The following is a 20366-nucleotide window of genomic DNA, read 5'->3' as shown; positions in this document are numbered from 1 at the left end:
GCGCCGGCACAGGCGTGCCGGCGCTTTCTGTTGCAGCTGCAACCGTGTATTGCGGCGCTGCAGCAACCTGTGATCTAGTCGAGGCATCCGGTGGCCTCACGATGCGCTCCAGGGATTGGGCGGGCTTGAGTGTCCCCGTTCAATTCATCCCGCATCGAGGTAGAGATGGCCCCCCGCAACCGCCAAGGGCTTTACGACCCGCGCTCCGAGCGCGATGCCTGTGGATTTGGCATGGTCGCCCAGCTCGACGATCAACCTTCGCGCCTGTTGGTTGATACCGCCATCGCCGCGCTCTCGCGCATGACCCACCGTGGCGGCGTCGCCGCCGACGGCCTGACCGGCGATGGCTGCGGCCTGCTGCTGCGCCGCCCCGATGCTTTCCTGAAACTGCTGGCCAACGAAGCCGGCGTCGTCGTCGCCGCGCGCTTCGCCGCCGGCCTGGTGTTCCTGCCGCACGATGCCGACGCCGCGCAGGCCTGCCGCACCCAGCTGCAGGCGCAGGTGGAAGCCGTGGGCTGCAAGGTGGCCGGCTGGCGCGAGGTGCCCACCGACGACAGCGTCTGTGGCCAGCTGGCACGCGACACGCTGCCGCGCATCGAACAGGTATTCGTTGACGCCGGCATCGGCCAGGACGATGCCGGTTTCGCGCTGGCCCTGTTCCTGGCCCGGCGCCGTAGCGAACAGCAGCTGCGCGCGCACGCCGACTTCTACGTCACCACGCTCACCCCGGATGCGATCAGCTACAAGGGCATGGTGCTGCCGGACAAGCTCAGCCGCTTCTACCCGGACCTGCAACGCCGCGAACTGGCCTCCAGCGCCATCGTGTTCCACCAGCGCTTCTCCACCAACACGCTGCCGCGCTGGCCGCTGGCGCACCCGTTCCGCATGCTCGCCCACAACGGCGAGATCAACACCATCGAAGGCAACCGGCGCTGGGCTCAGGCGCGCAGCAAGGTGTGGAAGACCCCGCGCTTCGACATCGCCGAGTTCGACCCGGTGATCTCCATGCACGGTTCGGACTCGCAGAGCCTGGACAACATGCTGGAGCTGATGGTCGCCGGTGGCATGGAACTGATCCAGGCGCTGCGCATCCTGGTGCCGCCGGCCACCCAGTCGCTGGAGTTCAAGGACCCGGACCTGGCCGCGTTCTACGAATTCCATGGCCTCAACAGCGAGCCGTGGGACGGCCCCGCCGGCATCGTCGCCTGCGACAGCCGCTACGCCGTGTGTACGCTCGACCGCAATGGCCTGCGCCCGGCACGCTGGATGCTGACCGCCGACCGCCACTTCCTCGTCGCCTCCGAAGCAGGGGTGTGGGAAGTACCCACCGAGCGCGTGGTGCGCAAGGGCAAGCTCGGCCCAGGCGAAATGGTGGCCATCGACCTCAAGCGCGGCGACCTGCTCGACTCCGACGCGGTGGATCGCATCAATCGCGGCCGCGCGCCGTACAAGCAGTGGCTGCAGCAGGGCGTCACCTACCTGCAGACCGAACTGATCGACCCGTCACTGGTGGAAGAGCCCTTCGACGAAGGCACCCTGCGCAGCTACCACAAGCTCTACCAGCTCAGCAGCGAAGAGGTGGAGCAGGTGCTGCGGCCGCTGGCCGAGACCGAACAGGAAGCCACCGGCTCGATGGGCGATGACACGCCGATGGCGGTGCTGAGCCAGCGCAGCCGTCCGCTCTACGACTACTTCCGCCAGGCCTTCGCGCAGGTCACCAACCCGCCGATCGACCCGCTGCGCGAAGACTGCGCGATGTCCCTGTCCACCCAGCTCGGCAAGGAGACCAACATCTTCCACGCCGGCCCGGAGACGGTGAACCACGTCATCCTCAACTCGCCTGTGCTCAGCCAGCGCAAGCTGCGCCAGCTGCTGAAGATGGACCAGTACGTGCAGGCCAACCGCCTGCTCGACCTGTCCTACAGCGAGGACGAAGGCCTGCGTGCCGGTATCGAGCGCATCTGTGCCGAGGCCGAACAGGCCGCGCGCGACGGCATGGTGATGCTGCTGCTGTCCGACCGCTACCCGGTGGCCGGGCGGCCGATGGTGCACGCCCTGCTGGCCACCAGCGCCATCCACCACCACCTCTCGCGGCTGGGCCTGCGCTGCGACGTCAACCTGATCGTCGAGACCGGCACCGCACGCGACCCGCACCACATGGCCTGCCTGCTCGGCTTCGGTGCCACCGCGGTGTACCCGTACCTGGCCTACCAGACCCTGTTCGACCTGGGCCGTCGCGGCATCCTCAAGCTCAGCAAGGGCGGCGAGCAGTCGCAGATCGGCCGCCGCTACCGCAAGGGCGTGTACAAGGGCCTGTCCAAGATCATCTCGAAGATGGGCATCTGCACCGTGGCCAGCTACCGCGGCGCGCAGCTGTTCGAGATCATCGGCCTGGAACCGGAGGTGGTCGACCTGTGCTTCCCCGATACCGCCTCGCGCATCGGTGGCGCTGGTTTCGCACGCCTGGATGCCGACGCGCGCGAGCTGTGCGCGCAGGCCTGGGACGCGCAGCAGGACGTGGATGTCGGCGGCCTGCTGAAGTACGTGCACGGCGGCGAGTACCACATGTACAACCCGGACGTGGTGACCACCCTGCAGCGCGCGGCGCGCAGTGGCGATCCGCGTGCCTGGCAGCAGTACTGCGATGCCGTGCATGCACGGCCGCCGTCGGCACTGCGCGACCTGCTGGAACTGGTGCCGGCCGCCACGCCCACGCCGCTCGATGAAGTGGCACCGGCCAGCGAACTGTTCCCGCGCTTCGATACCGCAGCGATCAGCCTGGGTGCGCTGTCACCGGAAGCGCATGAGGCGCTGGCGATTGCCATGAACCGCCTCGGTGGCCGCAGCAATTCCGGCGAAGGCGGCGAGGACCCCGCACGCTACGGCACCGCCAAGCGCAGCAAGATCAAGCAGGTCGCCTCGGGTCGCTTCGGCGTCACCGCCGAATACCTGGTCAATGCCGAGGTGCTGCAGATCAAGGTCGCGCAGGGCGCCAAGCCCGGCGAAGGCGGCCAGCTGCCCGGCCACAAGGTCAACGAACTGATCGCGCGCCTGCGCTATGCGCGCCCGGGCATCGGTCTGATCTCGCCGCCGCCGCACCACGACATCTATTCGATTGAAGACCTGGCGCAGCTGATCTACGACCTCAAGCAGGTCAACCCGACCGCGCTGGTGTCGGTGAAGCTGGTCAGCCATGCCGGCGTCGGCACGATTGCCGCCGGCGTGGTCAAGGCCGGTGCGGACCTGATCACCATCTCCGGCCACGACGGCGGCACCGGCGCCTCGCCGGTCAGCTCGATCCGCTATGCCGGCGTGCCGTGGGAACTGGGCGTGGCCGAAGCGCACCAGGCGCTGCTGGCCAACGACCTGCGCGGGCGCACCCTGCTGCAGACCGATGGTGGCCTGAAAACCGGCCTGGACGTGGTCAAGGCGGCGCTGCTGGGTGCGGACAGCTTCGGCTTCGGCACCGCACCGATGATCGTGCTGGGCTGCAAATACCTGCGCATCTGCCACCTCAACAACTGCGCCACCGGCGTGGCCACCCAGGACGAGCGCCTGCGCGAGAACCATTTCACCGGCCAGCCCGAGCGCGTCGAGAACTTCTTCCGCCTGCTGGCCGAGGAAGTGCGTGGCTGGCTGTCGTACCTGGGTGCGCGTTCGCTGGAGGAAATCGTCGGCCGCACCGACCTGCTGCGGCAGATCGAGGCCGCACCGCGCGAGGGTGTGCGCGTGGACCTGTCGCGCCTGCTGGCCGATGCCCGTTACGAAGGCAGCCACTGCGCCGCGCAGCGCCTGTACGAATCGCCGGACAGCCTGGCCACCCAGATGGATGGCCTGCTGGCCCCGGCCATCGAGCACAGGCGCGGTGGCGAGCACCGCTTCCTGATCCACAACACCGACCGCAGCATCGGCACGCGCCTGGCCGGTGCGGTGGCGCGCGCGCACGGCAACCAGGGCATGGCCGAGGCACCACTGGAACTGCGCTTCCGCGGCAGCGCCGGGCAGAGCTTCGGCGCCTTCAACGTGGGCGGCCTGCACCTGGAAGTGGAAGGCGAGGCCAACGACTACGTCGGCAAGGGCATGGCCGGGGGCCGCCTGGTAGTGCGCCCGCCGCGTGGCGCGCGCTTCGAGGCACGCAGCACCGCCATCATCGGCAACACCTGCCTGTACGGCGCCACCGGTGGCGAACTGTTTGCCGCCGGCCGCGCGGGCGAACGCTTCGCGGTGCGCAATTCCGGCGCACTGGCGGTGGTGGAAGGTGCCGGCGACCACTGCTGTGAGTACATGACCGACGGCGTGGTGCTGGTACTGGGCAAGGTCGGCCTGAACTTCGGCGCCGGTTTCACCGGTGGCCTGGCCTATGTGCTGGACGTGGACCGTGATTTCGTCGATCGCTACAACCACGAACTGATCGACATCCATCGCGTGTCCGCCGAGGGCTTCGAAAACTACCGCCAGCACCTGCATCGCCTGATCGGTCGCCACCGCGAGCTGACCGGCAGCATCTGGGCGCAGCAGATCCTCGACGAATTCCGCGATTACATCGGCAAATTCTGGCTGGTCAAACCCAAGGCCGCCAGCATTGAGTCGCTGACAGAAACCCTGCGACGCGCCGCCTGACGGGAGCACCGGCCGCTGGCCGGCACCCCAGGATCACGTAGTGCCGGCCGCTGGCCGGCAACCGGAAAACATCAAAGAGCCCGCCATGAGCCGCAAGCACGCCTTCCAGTTCCTCGACCTGCCCCGCACCATGCCGCAGCGCATCCCGGTGGAACTGCGCACCTCCGGCGATTGGGGCGAGCTGTACGGCAAGTTCGGCAAGGAAGACGCCCAGTACCAGGCCGGCCGCTGCCTGGACTGCGGCAACCCCTACTGCAGCTGGAAGTGCCCGGTGCACAACGCCATCCCGCAGTGGCTGCAGCTGGTGCAGGAGAACCGCATCCACGAAGCCGCCACGCTGTGCCACAGCACCAACCCGCTGCCGGAAGTATGCGGCCGCGTCTGCCCGCAGGACCGCCTGTGCGAAGGCAGCTGCACGCTGGAGGAATTCGGCGCGGTCACCATCGGCGCGGTGGAGAAGTACATCGTCGATACCGCGCTGGCCAGCGGCTGGCGCCCGGATCTGGGTGCCGTGCAGCCGACCGGCCACAGCGTGGCGGTGATCGGTGCCGGCCCGGCCGGCCTGGCCTGCGCCGACCGTCTGGCCCGCGCCGGCATCACCGCCGTGGTCTACGACCGCTATGAACAGATCGGTGGCCTGCTGCAGTTCGGCATTCCCAGCTTCAAGCTGGACAAGGACGTGATCCACCGCCGCCGCGAAGTACTGGAAGGCATGGGCGTGCAGTTCCGCCTCGGCGTGGAGATCGGCCGCGATGTCAGTGTGCAGCAGCTGCTGGACACCCACGATGCGGTGTTCGTCGGCACCGGGGCCTACCGCTACACCGACGGTGGCCTCGACGGCCAGGACCTGAAGGGCGTGCTGCCGGCGCTGCCGTTCCTGGTGCAGAACAGCCGGATTGTCGGCGGCGACGATCCGAAGGGCCGGCCGATCGCTGGCTGGGAAGACACCATCGCCCTGCCCGATCTCAACGGCAAGCGCGTGGTGGTGCTCGGTGGTGGCGACACCGGCATGGACTGCGTGCGCAGTGCGGTACGGTTGGGCGCGGCCAAGGTCACCTGTGCCTACCGCCGCGACGAGGCCAACATGCCCGGCAGCGCCCGCGAGGTGGCCAACGCGCGCGAGGAAGGCGTGCGCTTCCTGTTCAACCGACAACCGCTGTCGATCGAAGCCGGTGCCGATGATGAAGTGATCGGCGTGACCGTAGTCGAGACCCGGCTGGGCGAGCCCGATGCAAACGGCCGCCAGAACGCGGTGCCGATCGAGGGCAGCGAATCGCTGCTGGAAGCGGACGTGGTGATCATTGCCTTCGGCTTCTCGCCGACGCTGCCGGCGTGGTTGTCCGAGCACGGCGTGGAAGGCCGGTCGAACGGCCGAATCGTGGCCGGTGGCAAGGACCGCCTGCCATTCCAGACCGCGCATCCGCGCCTGTTCGCCGGCGGCGATGCGGTGCGCGGCGCCGACCTGGTGGTGACCGCCGTGGCCGAAGGCCGCGACGCTGCCGCCAGCATCGTGCGCCTACTGGCGGTTTGAGTCCGGTACCAGCAGTACGGCCAGCAGCGCGTGCAGCGACGGCGCTTCCACCGGCTTGGCCAGGAAATGCTCGATGCCGGCGTCGCGGCAGGCCTCGCGTGTCCTGTCCAGCACGCTGGCGGTGAGCGCGATGATCGGAACCCGCGCACGGGCTGCACAGGCATCGGCGCGGATCGCGCGCGCCAGCGTGAATCCGTCCATGTCAGGCATGTGGCAGTCGGTGATCACCAGATCGAACGGCCACGCCTGCCAGGCCTCGAGGGCCTTGCGGCCATCCGTGCAGGCATGCACATGCAGCCCCAGGCCGCGCAGGCGCTGCTCCAGCAGGTGCAGGTTGGTGGGATGGTCTTCGGCCACCAGCACCCAGGCGGGCGGCAGCGCCGGCACCGCCGCGGCCGGCGGCGGTGAGGCCTCCGCAGGCCGCTCGCAGGCGGCCAGGTCCAGCTCCATCCACACCGTCGTGCCCTCGCCGGGCCTGCTGCGCAGCTGCAGTTCGGCGCCCATCGACGCCGCCAGTTCGCGGCAGATCGCCAAGCCCAGGCCACTTCCGCCGAAGCGGCGCGTCGTCGACGTCTCGGCCTGGGTGTAGGCGGCGAACACCGCCTGCTGCCGTTCCGGACTGATGCCCACACCGCTGTCGCTCACCTGCAGGCGCAGCCGCTGGCCATCCTCCAAGTGCTGCAGCACCCGCACCTGCAGTTCCACGCTCCCCTGCTCGGTGAACTTCAGCGCGTTGCCGGCAAGATTGAACAGGATCTGGCGCAGGCGCAGGCCATCAGCAAGCAGCCCGGGCTGCAACGCCGGATCAAGTTCGATGCGGAGGTGCAGGCCCCGGCTGGCCGCAACAGGCATCAGCAGCTGCTGCACTGCCCGCAGCATCGCCGCCAGATTGGTGGGCCGCAGCTGCAAGGGCGCAGGCTGCAGGCGCTGGCTGTGCAGCACATCGTCGAGGATCTGCCGCAGCATCCTCGCCGCATCGACCACCGTGGCAAGCACCTGCTGCTGGCGCGCATCCAGGTCGCTGTCGGCCAACCGTTCCAGCATCCCCAGCAGGGTGCTCATCGGCGTACGGATCTGGTGGCTCATCGTCGCCAGGAAGTGGGTCTTGGCCAGCGCCACCTGCTCGGCCTCGCGTCGGGCCTGTGCCAGCGCAAGGGTGCGAGACTGCACTTCGCTGACATCCATCCAGTAGCCGCTCCACTCGATGCCGTCGCCGCCACGCGGCAGCGGTCGTCCATGCGAATGCACCCAACGCCAGCCCTGCGGCGACTGCGTCCGGAAGAGGACATCGATCGGCTCACGCGCCAGCGCGGCCGCGTCGACCGCTTCCGTCAACCGCGCATGATCGTCGGGGTGGACCGCGGCCAGCAGACGCCGATGATCGATCAACGCGGTCTCGACGCTGATCCCGAACAGCGCATGCACATCCCCTGCGATCTGCGGAATGCTGTAGTGGCCTTCTGCCGAGCGACGCGCCTGGAACACCACCGCCGGCAGATTCGAGGTCACCTCCTGCAGCCGCTGGGCGGCCACGCGGCGGCGCTCGCTTTCGCGGTGCACGCGCCAATAGCCGAACGCGTACACCAGCGCGAGCGCCAGCAGGATCAGCGAGGACGGCACCAGCCAGTGCAGAGCTGAAAGTGACGACTGGCTTCGCGGCACCGCCGGCAACCAGGCCGCACGCATTGCCTGGCGTCGTGCGCCACTCAAACTGGACACGGCCTGCTCGAACGGTTCGATGATGCCCGCACAGGCTGGCACCGTGGCCAGCACGAGCGCATCGTCGAAACCGGCCGGTGCAGCGACGACCAGTGGATCTCCCCGGTAGCGCCGCAGGGCAGCCTCGACCTCACCCAGATTGGCGATCACCGCATCGACCAGGCCGGTGCCCAGCAGCGAGAGCGCGTCATCGAGCGGTGCCGGGGGAAGCAGCTGTGCGCCCGGTGCCTGTTCGGCCAGCATCGCGGCCAACGGCTCGGGGTCCGGACTGGCCACGGTGCGTCCGCGCAGCGCCCCTATTCCCAGCACCGGTGGCGCATCCCGGCGCCGTACGATCACCTGCGGCAGCTGCAGGTAGGGAGCGCTGGCCACCCAGCCCGGGGGCAGTTGCGAACGGGGCCAGCCCAGCAGCGCCTGGATGCCGTCGGGCACCCTGCCCTCGGCCACCGCAGCGGCCAGCAACGGTTGTGGCTGCAAGGGTCGCTGGGCACCCAGCAGCGCCAGGTAGTCCGCATCGGGTCCGTTCGCCTGCCCCTGCACGCTGGCGGACAACGGCGTGCGGTCGGATGGCCAGGCGATACGCAGCGGCGACCCGCAACGTGCGGAGGTGGTGGCTGGCAGCAGCAGGCATGCCATCACGGCAGCGGCAGGAAACCCAACGACGTTCACGGCAGGCATCCTCATTCGCCGGCGGGAGAAACGGCCGCGCAGCGGTACCGCTGCCTGCCACGCTAGCGACGTGTCAGCAGGCAGCAATGAAGAAAGTTGTAAAAACATCCAGAACGGGGAATGGCGACATACACTGCCGCTTTCACCCGTATCTGCGGAGCTCTTGATGCGCATCGGCCTGGCTGCCAACCGTCTCCACCATCACGACGTGCGTGCGGCCCTGTTCCGCTGGTTGCGTGCCAGCGAGCCCGGACTGCGCGAACTGGGGGTGTCGCTGCACGCGGTCGGCCGCACCCATGACGCGATCGGGCGACAGGGATTCCTGGCCGGGTACGACGGCCTGCACCGCTATCCCTACGGACGCGAAGGCGGCCTGATGAAGCTGGTGGCCGAGGTGGTCGGCATGGGCCCGGAACGGACGCTGGATGGCGCGATCTATCTGATCGATCCGGTCGATCCGTCATCGGTGTTTCCGGAAGCGACGGCGCTGAAACGACAGTGCGTGATCCACGGCAAGCCGTTCATTTCGACCGTAGCCACTGCGCGCGACTGGGTGGAGGTGGAGCGTGTGCATGCCGGGCTGCCAAGCGATCCCGGTGCCGACGATCTGCATGCGTTCGAAGGGCAGACGTTGGCGCTGATCGCGCACGATGCGATGAAGCCGGCGATGCTGGCCTTCGCCGACGAGCACTTCGCGGTACTGGCGCGATTCGGCGAGCGCGTGGCGACGGGCACCACCGGGCAGCGCTTGAACGAACTGGCCTGGAGCCGCGGCTGGCCCAGTGACACGCCGTGGGTGACGCGCTACCAGAGCGGCCCGATGGGCGGTGATGCGCAGATTGCCGACCGCGTGCTGGAAGGGCGCTGCCAGCGCGCGATCTTCTTCGAGGACCCGCATGTGGCGCGCCAGCACGAGGCGGACATCCAGCTGCTGGAGCGCGCGGTGACCACGGTGACCGACCAGGCGGTGTGCATTACCGCGCCGCGGGTGGCGGCACGCTGGGCGGCGGCGGCGGCGCTGCGGGTGGGGTGATGGAGGTTTCGGCCAACGGCTGAGCCCCTCGTGGCTGGCGGTATCTGAAGGCAAAGCCGTGCTGGGCCGGGCGGGTGAGCCATGCAGGGGACGCTGCAAGTACATCCCTGTAAGCTCGATGGCGCCATCCATGGCGCCAACGCCCCTGCATGGCTCACCCGCCCGGCCTCAGACAGTTTCCGTGCGTGCCCAGCCACGGAAGAAAGAAAGAAGAGCAGGAGCGGGTCGCGCGCTGCGCGCGCTCTTCTGTAGAGCCGGGCCATGCTCGGCTGCTCTTCAACGAGATGACTGGAACCCCGCGCTGCGCGCGTTGGCCGAGCATCGGCTCGGCTCTACAACAGCTGGCGTAGCATGGCCTTCAGTCTGCGCCCTTCCAGTTGGAAGTAGTCGCGCTGTTCGCGCCAGGCGGGGAAGCGCTGTTCCACTTCATGCCAGAACGCGGGCGAGTGGTTGGGCTGGATCAGGTGGCAGAGTTCGTGCACCAGCACGTACTCGAACGCTTCCGGGCGCCCCAGCACCAGCGCAAGGTCCAGCGCCATGCTGCCGTCGGGGGCCAGCGAGCCCCATTGCGAGGACATCACCTTCAGCCGCAGGCGGCTCGGCGCGCGCGGCAGGGTGGGCAGGTACTTCGGCAGCCAGCGGCCGACATCGGCACGGGTCTGGGCTTCGTAGAATTCGCGCAGCAGGCGGCGCAGGGTGGCATCGCCGCCACGGTTCGGCCATTGCACGCAGGCGCCGTGCGCGTCGATCTCCAGGCGCGCATAGCGGCCTTCCTGCCAACGCAGCGGCAACAGTTCGCCGCGCAACGGCAGCACACCGGCTTCGCCCGGCTGCAGCGGCGCCGGCAGGCCGTGGCCCTGGTACTGGCGCAGCTGCAGCGCCAACCAGTCGCGGTGCTGTTCCAGGAATCGCTCGCCCATCACCAGGCTGGCGCGCGGCGGCAGGGTCAAGCGTGCGCCACGCTCGTCCACGCTCAGTTTGATCCGGCGTGCGCGCGGATCGCGCACGCGCAGCACCTCGATCTCGGCATCCTCCAGGCGCAGGCGGACGGTGTCACGCTGCACGGTGGCGGGCGGAGCGGGTGAGATCAGGCGGCGCAACAGGCGGCTCATGGCGCCAGCATAGCGCCGCTTCGGGCCGCTGGATGACCGGCGGCCCACGCAGTGCCTGTTCAGTCAGCCTTGCTGAGCTTGAAGGCTTCTTCCAGCAACAGGAACAGGCGGCGGATCTCGGCGCTCTGCAGGGCGAAGCGGGCGTCGAACTCGGCGCGGCGGCCGTCTTCGTCGGCGTGCTCCAGCTGGTCCAGGGCACCGTCGAGGAACTTCAGCTTGCGCACGATCAGGTCGTCGCCGATCACGAACGACAGGTTGTCTTCGAAGATCAGCGCCAGCTTGGTCACCTGCTTGCCGGCGTCCAGGTGCTTGTCGATCTCGTCGCAGCGCAGCTCCTGGTGCTGGCACTTGACCACCGCGCCGCCCTCCACCGGGTCCTTCATCTCGCACTCTTCGCCCAGGCTCAGCCCGGTCGGCAGCGGCTCGCCGGCAATCCAGCCGGTCAGGATCGAGCGCGGCGCGACTTCGGCATTCAGCGGCATCGCCGGGAAGCTGCCGAGCAGGCCGCGGATGTCGGACATGAAGTATTCGCCGGTCTTGCGGCTGGAGGTATCCACCGCGACATAACCGTGCTGCAGGTCGATGAAGGCGTCATTGCGCGAGGACTTCACGAAGGCGCGCGGCAGCAGTTCATGCAGCAGGTCGTCCTTCATGCGCTTGCGCTCGCGCCCGCCCGGGCGACGGCCTTCCTTTTCCTCGATCTCCTCCAGCTTGCGCTCGAGCAGGTCGTTGACCACCGCCGCCGGCAGGATCTTGTCCTCACCGCCCACGGTCAGCCACAGGTGCTCGGCGATGCGGTGGGAGAGCAGTTCCTTCTCCTCGCGGCCGAACGGCGAGATGAAGCCGCGCGAATTCATTTCCAGCGCGCCGACCGGCTTCAGCAGGGCGTGCGGCAGCAGGGTGTCGACTTCGGAAAAATCGGTGGCGGTCGGGAAACGGAAGAACGTCAGGTTGCGAAAGAACATGGAATTCCGGATGGCAAAGAGGAAGGGCGACCGACCTTAAATGGCGGGCGTCTCGGGATCTGCGTCGGCGTCGGCCGGGGAGCCGGCCAGCCAGGCATGGGCGTCGGGCAGCGGCGCGTCGTCGCGACGGCCCAGCGCCATGAAGTCGAACAGGGTGGTATCGGCCAGCTGCGAGGGCCGCACTTCGCCCATGGCACGCGCGATCTGCTCGATGCGGCCCGGGTGGTCCTTCTCCCACTGCCGGAGCATCAGGCCGACCTGGCGGCGCTGCAGGTTCTCCTGGCTGCCGCACAGGTTGCAGGGAATGATCGGGAACTGGCGTGCCTGCGCGTACTCGACGATGTCGCTCTCGCGCACGTACGCCAGCGGCCGGATCACCACGTGCCTGCCGTCATCGCTGCGCAGCTTCGGCGGCATGCCCGACAGCTTGGCGTGGTGGAACAGGTTCATGAAGAACGTGGCCACCATGTCGTCGCGGTGATGGCCCAGCGCGATCTTGGTGAAACCGTGGGTCTCGGCATAGTTGTACAGCGCGCCACGACGCAGGCGCGAGCACAGCGAACACATGGTCTTGCCTTCCGGAATGACCCGGCTGACCACCGAATAGGTGTCCTGTTCGATGATGTGGTACGGCACGCCCAGCCCGGCCAGGTACTCCGGCAGCACGTGCTCGGGGAAGTCCGGCTGCTTCTGGTCCAGGTTCACCGCCACCAGCTCGAACGGCACCGGCGCCTTCTTCTGCAGCTGCAGCAGCACGTCCAGCAGGGTGTAGCTGTCCTTGCCACCGGACAGGCAGACCATGACCTTGTCACCGGCCTCGATCATGCCGAAGTCGGCAATCGCCTCGCCCACCTGGCGGCGCAGGCGCTTGGCCAGCTTGTGCTGCTCGCGCTCGGCCACGCGCGGATCGCGGGCGGCGCGGGGCGGGGGATCGGGAAGGGAAATCACGGCACTCATGGGCTCCATTCTAACGGCTCGGAGCCGCCGCGGCCGGGCCGAGGGGCTCCCCTCTCCCGGCAGTCATCATCGCTGTGTATGCTCGTAGGCTGTGGACACCTACAGCCCCGCCGAGATCGTCGAGCACCTCGCCGCCCTGCGCGCCGAGCACCGCCTGCTGGATGAACAGATCACCCGCATGGCCGCCAACGGCGAGGACGAGCTGGAGTCCAAGCGCCTGAAGCGTCGCAAGCTGCAGCTGAAGGACTGCATCGCCCGGCTGGAAAGCCTGCAGATTCCCGACGAGCCGGCCTGACGCCGGGTTCGGATGGGGGCCAACCTTGGTTGGCCTACTGCTTTGGTGGGGGCCAACCTTGGTTGGCATGCCGTTCGCCGGGCAACCCTCGGCCCTGCCGTCAATCCTGCGGCGCAGCCTCGTCCGGGCGTGCCGCTTCCGGGCTGACCCGCTCGATGGTGTGGCGCAGCTCGCGGCCGAGGATGAACTTGGCATCCTTGGCCCAGGCATCCAGGCGTTCGTCGAACAGCAGCTTGCTGTTCTCGTCCGGCCACACCAGCCGCAGTTCGCGCAGCTTCTGGATGAAGCCGCGGAACAGGGACTTGTCGAAGAACTCCGGTGCCGCCGGTGCATACAGCAGGCTCAGGCGCTGCGCCGCCTGCTGGCACAGGCTTTCCAGCTCGGCCGCGCCGAGCACGCCGGGGCCGTTCTTCACCAGCACAGAAATGGCGATGTAGTAGCGCTCGAACGCCTGCTGCAGCGAATGGCCGATCGCACGCAGGCGGAACACTTCGTCGGTCTGCCCGGTGTTGCGCGCCAGGATGCCGCCGTCGTCATCGTTGACGTTCTGCAGCAGGCCTTCGCGCACGAACACATCGATGGTCCGGTCGATACGCTGGGCGAACTCGTCCTCGCTCCACGGCAGGAACAGTTCGGCCTGCAGGAACGGGTACACCGTGCGGCCCAGCTGGACCAGGCCGGTACGGCTCATGCGGCGGTTGTTCTGGAAGCAGCAGGCCACCCACGAGGAGGCGGTGAACAGGTGCACCACGTTGTTGCGGAAGTAGCTCAGCAGCACCGCGGTATCGCCGCTGACGCTGAGCACATCGCCCAGCGGGTGCTTGATGCGGGTGAGGACGTTGATTTCCTCGGCGTGGGCGATGATCCGCTCCGGCGAGTGCGGAGTGACCGTCACCCGGTCCGAATACGGCATTTCGACCAGCAGGGTCTTGCACAGCTCGATCTGCGCGATCAGGTCGGCCTCGCCCATCGCATGCTTGGGCGTGGACAGCAGGGCCAGCGCCAGCAGGTTGATCGGATTGACGTCGGCGGCACCGTTGATACGCACCTGGATGCGTTCGGCCAGCGTGTCCACCGTGGTCGACAGCCAGGCCGGCTTCTCGTCCTCGGAGACCGCTTCCCCCTTCCACTCCGGCGCCTTCTCGGCCAGCACATCGTTCAGCGCGATCGGCTCGCCGAAGTTCACTACCACCTGGCCGTAGTTCTGCTTGAGCACCTTGGGGATGCCCCACAGCAGCGACCAGATCGATTCCTTTTCCTTCGGCCGGCCGGACAGTTCGTCCAGGTAGCTGCCGCCTTCCATCAGTTTCTCGTAACCGATGTAGATGGGCTGGAACAGCACCGGCTTGCGCGGCTGGCGCAGGAACGCGCGCAGCGTCATCGAGATCATGCCGCCCTTGGGCTGCAGCAGGCGGCCGGTACGCGAGCGGCCACCTTCGACGAAGTACTCCAGCGAATAGCCGCCAGCCACCAGCTGTGCAACGTATTCACTCAGCACCGCCGAGTACAGCGCGTTGCCGCGGATCGAGCGGCGGATGAAGAACGCGCCACCCTTGCGCAGCAGGGTGCCGACCACCGGCAGGTTCAGGTTGATGCCGGCCACGATGTGCGGCGGCACGATGCCGCGGTCGTACAGCAGGTAGGACAGCAGCAGGTAGTCCATGTGGCTGCGGTGGCTGGGCACGTACACCACTTCATGGCCCGGCGCAGCCGCCTTGAACTTGTCCAGGTGATGCACCAGCACACCGGCATAGATGCGGTTCCACACGTGGCTGAGCATGAAGCTGGCCGAGCGCACCACCGGGCTGGAATAGTCCGCGGCGATTTCCCAGGCGTAGGCATGTGCCTTCTTCCAGGCATCGGCCGGCTTCGAATTGTCGCGCTTGGCCTGTGCGGCGATCGCCTCGCGCACCGGTTCGGCTGCCAGCACCTGGTCGACCAGCAGGCGCCGGGTCGACAGGTCGGGGCCGATCACCGATTCACGGATGCGGCGGAAATGGGTGCGCAGCACGCGCTGCAGCTTGCGCACCGTGCGCTCCGGCTCCAGGCCTTCGTCCACGGTGCTGCGCAGCGAGATCGGCGGGGCGAAGCGGACGATGGTGCTGCGGCCGTTGAGCAGCACCGCCAGCAGGCGGCGGAAGCGGCCGACCAGTGCCCAGTTTTCCGAGAACAGCACGGCGAACCAGCCGCTCTGCTTGTCTGGCGCGCGGCCGACGAAGATCGACACCGGCACCAGGTGCACGTCCAGGTCATCGCGCACGCGATGTGCCTGCAGCACCTTGGCCAGCGAATCGGAGTGGGTCTTGGCGCCACGCTGCTCGGGGATCAGCGAATTGCTGGAGCTGCGTCGCGACAGCGCCAGGTAGGCGCGCTTGCGGCCGGTCGGGTCACCGGCCAGCGGCACCAGCGGCGACGGCAGCCCGGCCTGGCGGCAGGCCTTGTCCAGGATCAGCGCGTTGGACAGGCCATAGTCTTCCAGCACGTACATGACCGGGCGGCCATCGTTGTACTGGCCAGGGTCTTCCGGTTCGATCTTCAGCGACAGCCACGGCTCCACCAGGCGGCCCAGCAGGCGCGCCCACAGCGGGCGGCGGCCGGCCGAACGCGCGTGCGCCGGCGGCGGTACCGGGTTCGGGCCGGTACCGGTCGAGGGGGACGCCGGCACCGTATCGGCGGGCGTCGACGGAGATTCTTCGCCGGGGAACGGCAGCGGGTTCTGTTTCGACATCGGCGCCATTATGGCTTAGGCGATGGCGTTGCCGCTTCCCCGCCCTCGGCGGGGACTTCGGCCGGGGCCGGCGCTGCGTCGGCACGGGCCGCATCGGCCTTGCGCAACAGCGCGTCGGTGTCGGCCAGGGTGCGGGTCAGGTACCAGTGGCCCTCGCGCCGGCTCAGTGGCAGCTGCAGGCTCATCTCGCGGCCTGCCAGGTCGTAGTGCAGGCGCACCAGCGCGTTGTCACCTTCCACCGACAGCAGTTCCCCACGCACGCTGCGCAGGGCTTCGTCCACGCCCAGCCCGTAGCTGCCCAGCACGGCCTTGAGGGTATAGATGAACGGTGCCAGCTGCTGCAGGCTGCCTTCCATGCCCGCGGCCTGCAGGCCGGCCTCGTCATCGAAGCCGACCTTGCCGGCGGCGCCGACCAGCGCGGCGATGGTGCTGCGCGCACGGGCGCGGTCGCTGATCGGTGCGCCCTGCGCCCAGGCCGCCAGGGTCTCGACCAGGGCAATGTAATGCGCCTGCTGGCCGGGGGTGTAGCCCTTCTGGTGGCGCAGGTACTGCACGCCGAAGTTGCCCATCGACTGTGCGGCCTGGCGCACCGCACCGGCCTGGCCGGCCAGCTGGCGGTCGAAGCTGCGCTGCAGTTCGGTGCTGGCATTGGGCTTGCGCAGGGCGGCCAGCATCGGCAGCAGCTGGTCGCCCAGTGGCAGCTCGGTCAGCGGCCACTGGCTGTGGCCCTCGGCCCAGGCCTGCTGCAGGCGCTGGTACTGGCTGGGCGGTACCGACAGCCTGGCGTAACCGACCAGATCGTCTTCGGCCAGGCGCAACGCCATCGCCTGTACCGCAGCCACCGGCTCGGCCGCTGGCTTGGCCGGGTCGTTGCCAGACTCGCGGCACGCCGCCACGGCCAGCAGCAGCATGGCCGCCAGCCCCCATCCACGCGCAGACCTTCCTCGCACCGCCACGCTCATGCATTCGGATTCCCCGGACCGGTCCGCATCTTGCGGCCTGCGACGTGACAGCGGCAAGCCGGGCCGTCACGGTTTCCACAGCCGAGGATGCAAATCGCTGAAAAGCATAAAAAAAGAGCCGGGATCACAGGGATCACAGGCTCTTCAAGCCGGCACGGGGCCGGAGGACAGTGTTGTGGCACATGTCCGGTCCAAGGACCGGATGGCGGCGATCCTACGCTGCCCGGAAAGTTAAGGCAACACTTCACGTAATGCGATATATGTATTTGATTTTATTGAATCAATCGCGCTGCCAGACCGCCTCAATGAAATCTACGGCGTGTTTTTCGGCGATTCGGGCATAAACGCCGGGATAGCCGGCCAGCGCGCAGCCTTCGCCCCAGCTGACCACGCCGAACTGGGTCCAGCCCTCGCGCAGTCGCAGCAGCAGCGGCCCGCCGGAATCACCCTGGCAACTGTCGATGCCCTCGCGGCCGGCACAGATCACCTTGCCGCTCGACAGCTCACCGCCGTAGGCCTGCTGGCATTCGTTGAACGGCACGAACGGCACCTGCACCGTCTGCAGCTGGGTGGGATAGACACGGCCATCGCCGATGTCGGTGTCGCCCCAGCCGATCACGGTGAACTCGCGGCCCGGCTTGAGATAGCTCGCATCGGCCCGCAGCCGCAGGGCGACCGGCTGCGCATCGGCCAGCGGCGCGCTGAGCTGGATCAGGGCGACGTCATGCTCCAGTGAGTTGCCGCTGTTGAAGGCCGGATGGATGTGGATTGCCTTGACGTTGGAGGCACGCGACGCGGCCTCGGTGGAGAGCGTGGCCTCGCCGGCCAGCACCGCCAGGCCGGTCGGATTCTCGCCCTGCAGGCAATGCGCGGCGGTCAGTACCCACGACGGTGAAATGAGCGTGCCGCCGCAGAAATGGCGGTCATGGTCCGAGTCGCCGTCGAAGACGCCCTGGATGCTGACCATGAACGGGTACTCGCCCGGTTGGGCGGCTTCGCCGCCGATGATGCGCGGTGCCTCGCGCACCTGCGGTGCGGCGATCGCAGGTGTGGCAGACGCGGCCAACAGCAGGCCGATGAACAAAGAGGTGCTGCGATACATGATCCCTGTACTCCTCTATCGATGGTTGGAACCGGCACGGCCGCGGTCCGTGCCGGTGCATCGATTGGGAAGCAGTGATGGCGTTCACAGGGCGAACGCGCGCACAGTTTCCACGCCATGCGCTGTCTGCGTCAGTGGTGGCCGCACAAATGCGAACGCCATCGCGCACGGGTCGCGATGGCGTTCATAGTGCCGGCGTGACCGGCGTTCTCCACTGCCTCAGCGCGCAGCCAGAGCCGACGCGATTTCCTGCTGGATGGCCCGCGCCGCCGCCTGCGGATCGGTGGCCAGGCGGATCGGACGGCCGACCACGATCGCATCGGCGCCATCGGCAAAGGCCTGGGCCACGCCGACCGTGCGCTTCTGGTCATCGCCGACCGGGCCGCCGGGGCGGATGCCCGGGCAGACGATCGAGAATCCAGCGCCGGTGGCGGCACGGATCGGGGCAGCTTCCTGGCCCGACGCGATCACGCCATCGATGCCCGCCGCCTGGGCGGCCAGCGCGCGCTCGACCACCACGTCCACCGGCTCGCGGTCGATGCCCATCTGCGCCAGGTCCGGGCGGCCCATCGAAGTCAGCACGGTCACCGCCAGCAGGCGCATGTCGCTGCTGTTGGCGGCCGCGCAGGCCTCCATCATCGCTGGATGCCAGCCGTGGATGGTGGCGTAGCTGACCGGCCACTGCGACAACCGCTTGATCACCGCCGCGGCGGTGGCCGGGATGTCGAAGAACTTCAGGTCGACGAACACCCGCTTGTCGCGCCGGGCCAGTTCGTCGAGCACCTGGAAGTACTCGCCGGAGGCGAGCAGTTCCATGCCGATCTTGTAGAACGCCACGCTGTCGCCGAGGCGATCGACCCACTCCAGTGCCTGCACGCGGTCGGGCACGTCCAGCGCGAAGATCAGGCGCTCGTCATCGCGCAGCGGCAGTGGCGCGCGGCTCACGGTGCGTAGTCCAGGGCGGCGCGCTTGGCGTCGTGGCGGGCCTGCCGCGACTGGCTGTAGTCATTGTTGAACTGCGCCGGCTCGAAGCCGCCGTAGGTCGGGTTCGGCAGCATCCACCAACGCTCGCCGAACCAGTCGTGGTACTGCTGCAGCAGCGCGTCACGGCCGTCGTTGGTGTTGGCGGTCACTTCCACGAAGTCGCCCAGCTGGTCGCCGAACTGCATCAGCACGCGGTACTGCTGCCCGGCTAGGCGGCGGCGGCAGTTCTTCTCGCTGCCGTTCTGCTCGCAGCCCGGCACCACGGTGCCCAGGCCGAGGAACACGCTGTCGTCGGCCACCGGCAGGCCCTGCTCGCGCAGGTTGGCCAGGGTGGCGTCCTTCAGGTGCACGGCGCGGTTGGAGATGTACAGCAGGGTCACGCCCCTGGCGTTGGCGGCCTTGGCGAAATCAACCACGCCGGGGATGGCCTTGGCCTTCTTCTCGGCCACCCACTGGTCCCAGGTCAGCTCGTCGTATTCCTTGCCATCGCGCACCAGGCGCGCCTGGTAGGGCGAGTTGTCCAGCACGGTTTCATCCACGTCCAGCACCACGGCCGGCTTCAGGCCCTTGGCCTCGTTGCCGCGCTCCTCCGGCACCAGTGCGTCCCAGTGGGCTTCCTTCAGCGCCGCGTCCAGGTGGTCGGCGGCGGCACGGTAGGTCTGCTCGGTGATCGCCTTGTACTCCTGCGCGCGCTGCATCCACAGCACGGCATTGAGATTGTCATTGGCGGTGGCATCAAGCGCGCCATCGGCCTTGGCGGCGGCCGGGGCCTCCGGGGCAGCGGCTTCGGCGGCAGGCGCATCCACGCGCTTGCAGGCAGACAGGCCCAGTGCCGCGGTGGCGAGCAGGGTCAGGGACAGGGAAACGGGACGACGCATGGGTTCACCGGCAATCAGATATACCGGCGCATTTTACCGGCAAAGCCGCCGCCGGGACGGCTATGCTTGGCGGTTGACCCGTTGCCCTTCCGGAGGCCGCCATGACCGATTCCGCCCAGACCCCCGACGTTCCCCTGCTCGACGCCGTGCAGGCCCGCCTGCTGGGCTGCCTGGTGGAGAAGGAGGCGACCACCCCGGACACCTACCCGCTGACGGTCAACGCCGCCCAGTCGGCGGCCAACCAGAAGACCGCGCGCGAGCCGGTGATGAACGTGGACGCCGGCAGCGTGCAGCACGCGCTGCGCCAGCTGGAGGCATTGGGCCTGGCCCGCCAGCACTTCTCCTCGCGCGCGGACCGCTACGAGCACCGCCTGCAGGCCGCACTGGACCTGACCCGGCAGCAGACCGTGCTGCTGGCGCTGCTGCTGCTGCGCGGGCCGCAGACCCTGGGCGAGCTGGTCTCGCGCAGCGAGCGCCTGCACCGTTTCGCCGACACCGACGAAGCCCGACACGCCATCGAGCGCCTGCAGCAGCGCGCGCTGCTGGTGGTGCTGCCGCGTGCCAGTGGCCAGCGCGAAGACCGCTACATGCACCTGCTGTGTGGCGAAGTGGACGGCGCAGCGCTGGCGGCGAAGTTCGCCAGCAGTGGCGGTGGCAGCGACGCAGCCGATCCGGGCCTGGCCGAGCGCGTGGCACAGCTGGAAGCGGCCGTGGCCGAACTGCAGGCGCAGCTGGCCGAACTGCGCGGCTGAAGCTGTGCCCGGTAGTGCCGACCGCTGGCCGGCAACCCTGGTTCACCGTGATGCCGGCC

14 protein-coding genes are annotated in these 20366 nt (G+C 68.4%); 5 read left to right on the top strand and 9 right to left on the bottom strand.

Annotated features, from left to right (window positions below):
- The first annotated feature begins 165 nt into the window (after positions 1-165).
- Positions 166-4620 carry a glutamate synthase large subunit gene (gene gltB, locus O0J73_RS11505; protein WP_308308738.1) on the top strand — a complete coding sequence of 1485 codons (4455 nt, stop codon included), beginning with the start codon at positions 166-168 and terminating at the stop codon, positions 4618-4620.
- 85 nt (positions 4621-4705) lie between these two features.
- Positions 4706-6151: an FAD-dependent oxidoreductase gene (locus O0J73_RS11500; protein ID WP_197564321.1), complete on the top strand. Its 1446-nt coding sequence runs from the start codon at positions 4706-4708 to the stop codon at positions 6149-6151.
- Here the strand turns inward: O0J73_RS11500 and O0J73_RS11495 are convergent.
- The gene (locus O0J73_RS11495; protein ID WP_197564320.1) at positions 6137-8548 is read right to left on the bottom strand and encodes an ATP-binding protein; all 2412 of its coding nucleotides are present in this window, start codon (positions 8546-8548) and stop codon (positions 6137-6139) included. The two genes, O0J73_RS11500 and O0J73_RS11495, sit on opposite strands and share 15 nt — an antisense overlap.
- A gap of 157 nt (positions 8549-8705) precedes the next feature.
- Between O0J73_RS11495 and O0J73_RS11490 the strand changes: the two genes are divergently transcribed.
- The gene (locus tag O0J73_RS11490) at positions 8706-9572 is read left to right on the top strand and encodes a methylglyoxal synthase (protein ID WP_308308737.1); all 867 of its coding nucleotides are present in this window, start codon (positions 8706-8708) and stop codon (positions 9570-9572) included.
- A 332-nt stretch (positions 9573-9904) separates the two neighbouring features.
- On the opposite strand, the gene O0J73_RS11485 is transcribed toward O0J73_RS11490, so the two are convergent.
- The 3 genes from O0J73_RS11485 to ttcA are packed head-to-tail and all read right to left on the bottom strand — an operon-like array spanning position 9905 to position 12606.
- Complete coding sequence (locus O0J73_RS11485) at positions 9905-10684, bottom strand: SprT family zinc-dependent metalloprotease (protein ID WP_004153446.1); 780 nt, start codon at positions 10682-10684, stop codon at positions 9905-9907.
- A gap of 59 nt (positions 10685-10743) precedes the next feature.
- Complete coding sequence (locus O0J73_RS11480; protein ID WP_004153441.1) at positions 10744-11649, bottom strand: recombination-associated protein RdgC; 906 nt, start codon at positions 11647-11649, stop codon at positions 10744-10746.
- A gap of 36 nt (positions 11650-11685) precedes the next feature.
- The gene (ttcA, locus tag O0J73_RS11475; RefSeq protein WP_197564318.1) at positions 11686-12606 is read right to left on the bottom strand and encodes a tRNA 2-thiocytidine(32) synthetase TtcA; all 921 of its coding nucleotides are present in this window, start codon (positions 12604-12606) and stop codon (positions 11686-11688) included.
- Between the two features lie 91 nt (positions 12607-12697).
- Here ttcA and O0J73_RS11470 point away from each other — a divergent pair, with 91 nt between their 5' ends.
- Positions 12698-12901, top strand: coding sequence for a YdcH family protein (locus O0J73_RS11470; RefSeq protein WP_004153435.1), 204 nt, complete (start codon positions 12698-12700; stop codon positions 12899-12901).
- Positions 12902-13001: 100 nt separating this feature from the next.
- Here O0J73_RS11470 and plsB read toward each other — a convergent pair whose 3' ends face one another.
- The 5 genes from plsB to O0J73_RS11445 all read right to left on the bottom strand — a co-directional run bounded on the left by plsB (position 13002) and on the right by O0J73_RS11445 (position 19555).
- Positions 13002-15638: a glycerol-3-phosphate 1-O-acyltransferase PlsB gene (gene plsB / locus O0J73_RS11465; RefSeq protein ID WP_053448401.1), complete on the bottom strand. Its 2637-nt coding sequence runs from the start codon at positions 15636-15638 to the stop codon at positions 13002-13004.
- Positions 15638-16591 (bottom strand): hypothetical protein, encoded by a 954-nt coding sequence (locus tag O0J73_RS11460; protein ID WP_308308736.1) that lies wholly within the window; start codon positions 16589-16591, stop codon positions 15638-15640. Before O0J73_RS11460 ends, plsB begins: the two co-directional genes overlap by 1 nt.
- Before the next feature lie 280 nt (positions 16592-16871).
- Positions 16872-17693, bottom strand: coding sequence for a serine protease (locus tag O0J73_RS11455; RefSeq protein ID WP_308308735.1), 822 nt, complete (start codon positions 17691-17693; stop codon positions 16872-16874).
- 219 nt (positions 17694-17912) lie between these two features.
- Positions 17913-18638, bottom strand: a complete 726-nt coding sequence (gene pyrF / locus O0J73_RS11450) for an orotidine-5'-phosphate decarboxylase (RefSeq protein ID WP_004153432.1) — start codon at positions 18636-18638, stop codon at positions 17913-17915.
- On the bottom strand, positions 18635-19555 hold the full coding sequence (locus O0J73_RS11445; RefSeq protein WP_197564315.1) for a 5'-nucleotidase, lipoprotein e(P4) family: 921 nt from the start codon (positions 19553-19555) through the stop codon (positions 18635-18637). The genes pyrF and O0J73_RS11445 overlap by 4 nt, the downstream gene beginning before the upstream one ends.
- Before the next feature lie 101 nt (positions 19556-19656).
- On the opposite strand from O0J73_RS11445, the gene O0J73_RS11440 reads away from it, so the two are divergent.
- Positions 19657-20307 carry a DUF480 domain-containing protein gene (locus O0J73_RS11440; protein WP_197564314.1) on the top strand — a complete coding sequence of 217 codons (651 nt, stop codon included), beginning with the start codon at positions 19657-19659 and terminating at the stop codon, positions 20305-20307.
- Positions 20308-20366: the final 59 nt, after the last annotated feature.

This window comes from Stenotrophomonas sp. Sm6012 (assembly GCF_030985895.1).
Classification (GTDB): Bacteria; Pseudomonadota; Gammaproteobacteria; order Xanthomonadales; family Xanthomonadaceae; genus Stenotrophomonas; species Stenotrophomonas forensis.
The sequence above is the reverse complement of the archived record's forward strand: the minus strand, read 5'-3'. Positions and strand labels throughout refer to the sequence as shown.

What these genes read in the sequence shown, in the direction of transcription:
- O0J73_RS11440 (WP_197564314.1), top strand. Translation starts at nt 19,657, where the DNA reads ATGACCGATTCCGCCCAGACCCCCGACGTTCCCCTGCTCGACGCCGTG.
- O0J73_RS11460 (WP_308308736.1), bottom strand. Translation starts at nt 16,591, where the DNA reads ATGAGCGTGGCGGTGCGAGGAAGGTCTGCGCGTGGATGGGGGCTGGCG.
- O0J73_RS11500 (WP_197564321.1), top strand. Translation starts at nt 4,706, where the DNA reads ATGAGCCGCAAGCACGCCTTCCAGTTCCTCGACCTGCCCCGCACCATG.
- O0J73_RS11490 (WP_308308737.1), top strand. Translation starts at nt 8,706, where the DNA reads ATGCGCATCGGCCTGGCTGCCAACCGTCTCCACCATCACGACGTGCGT.
- O0J73_RS11445 (WP_197564315.1), bottom strand. Translation starts at nt 19,555, where the DNA reads ATGCGTCGTCCCGTTTCCCTGTCCCTGACCCTGCTCGCCACCGCGGCA.
- O0J73_RS11485 (WP_004153446.1), bottom strand. Translation starts at nt 10,684, where the DNA reads ATGAGCCGCCTGTTGCGCCGCCTGATCTCACCCGCTCCGCCCGCCACC.
- ttcA (WP_197564318.1), bottom strand. Translation starts at nt 12,606, where the DNA reads ATGAGTGCCGTGATTTCCCTTCCCGATCCCCCGCCCCGCGCCGCCCGC.
- O0J73_RS11480 (WP_004153441.1), bottom strand. Translation starts at nt 11,649, where the DNA reads ATGTTCTTTCGCAACCTGACGTTCTTCCGTTTCCCGACCGCCACCGAT.
- O0J73_RS11455 (WP_308308735.1), bottom strand. Translation starts at nt 17,693, where the DNA reads ATGTATCGCAGCACCTCTTTGTTCATCGGCCTGCTGTTGGCCGCGTCT.
- O0J73_RS11495 (WP_197564320.1), bottom strand. Translation starts at nt 8,548, where the DNA reads ATGCCTGCCGTGAACGTCGTTGGGTTTCCTGCCGCTGCCGTGATGGCA.
- gltB (WP_308308738.1), top strand. Translation starts at nt 166, where the DNA reads ATGGCCCCCCGCAACCGCCAAGGGCTTTACGACCCGCGCTCCGAGCGC.
- plsB (WP_053448401.1), bottom strand. Translation starts at nt 15,638, where the DNA reads ATGGCGCCGATGTCGAAACAGAACCCGCTGCCGTTCCCCGGCGAAGAA.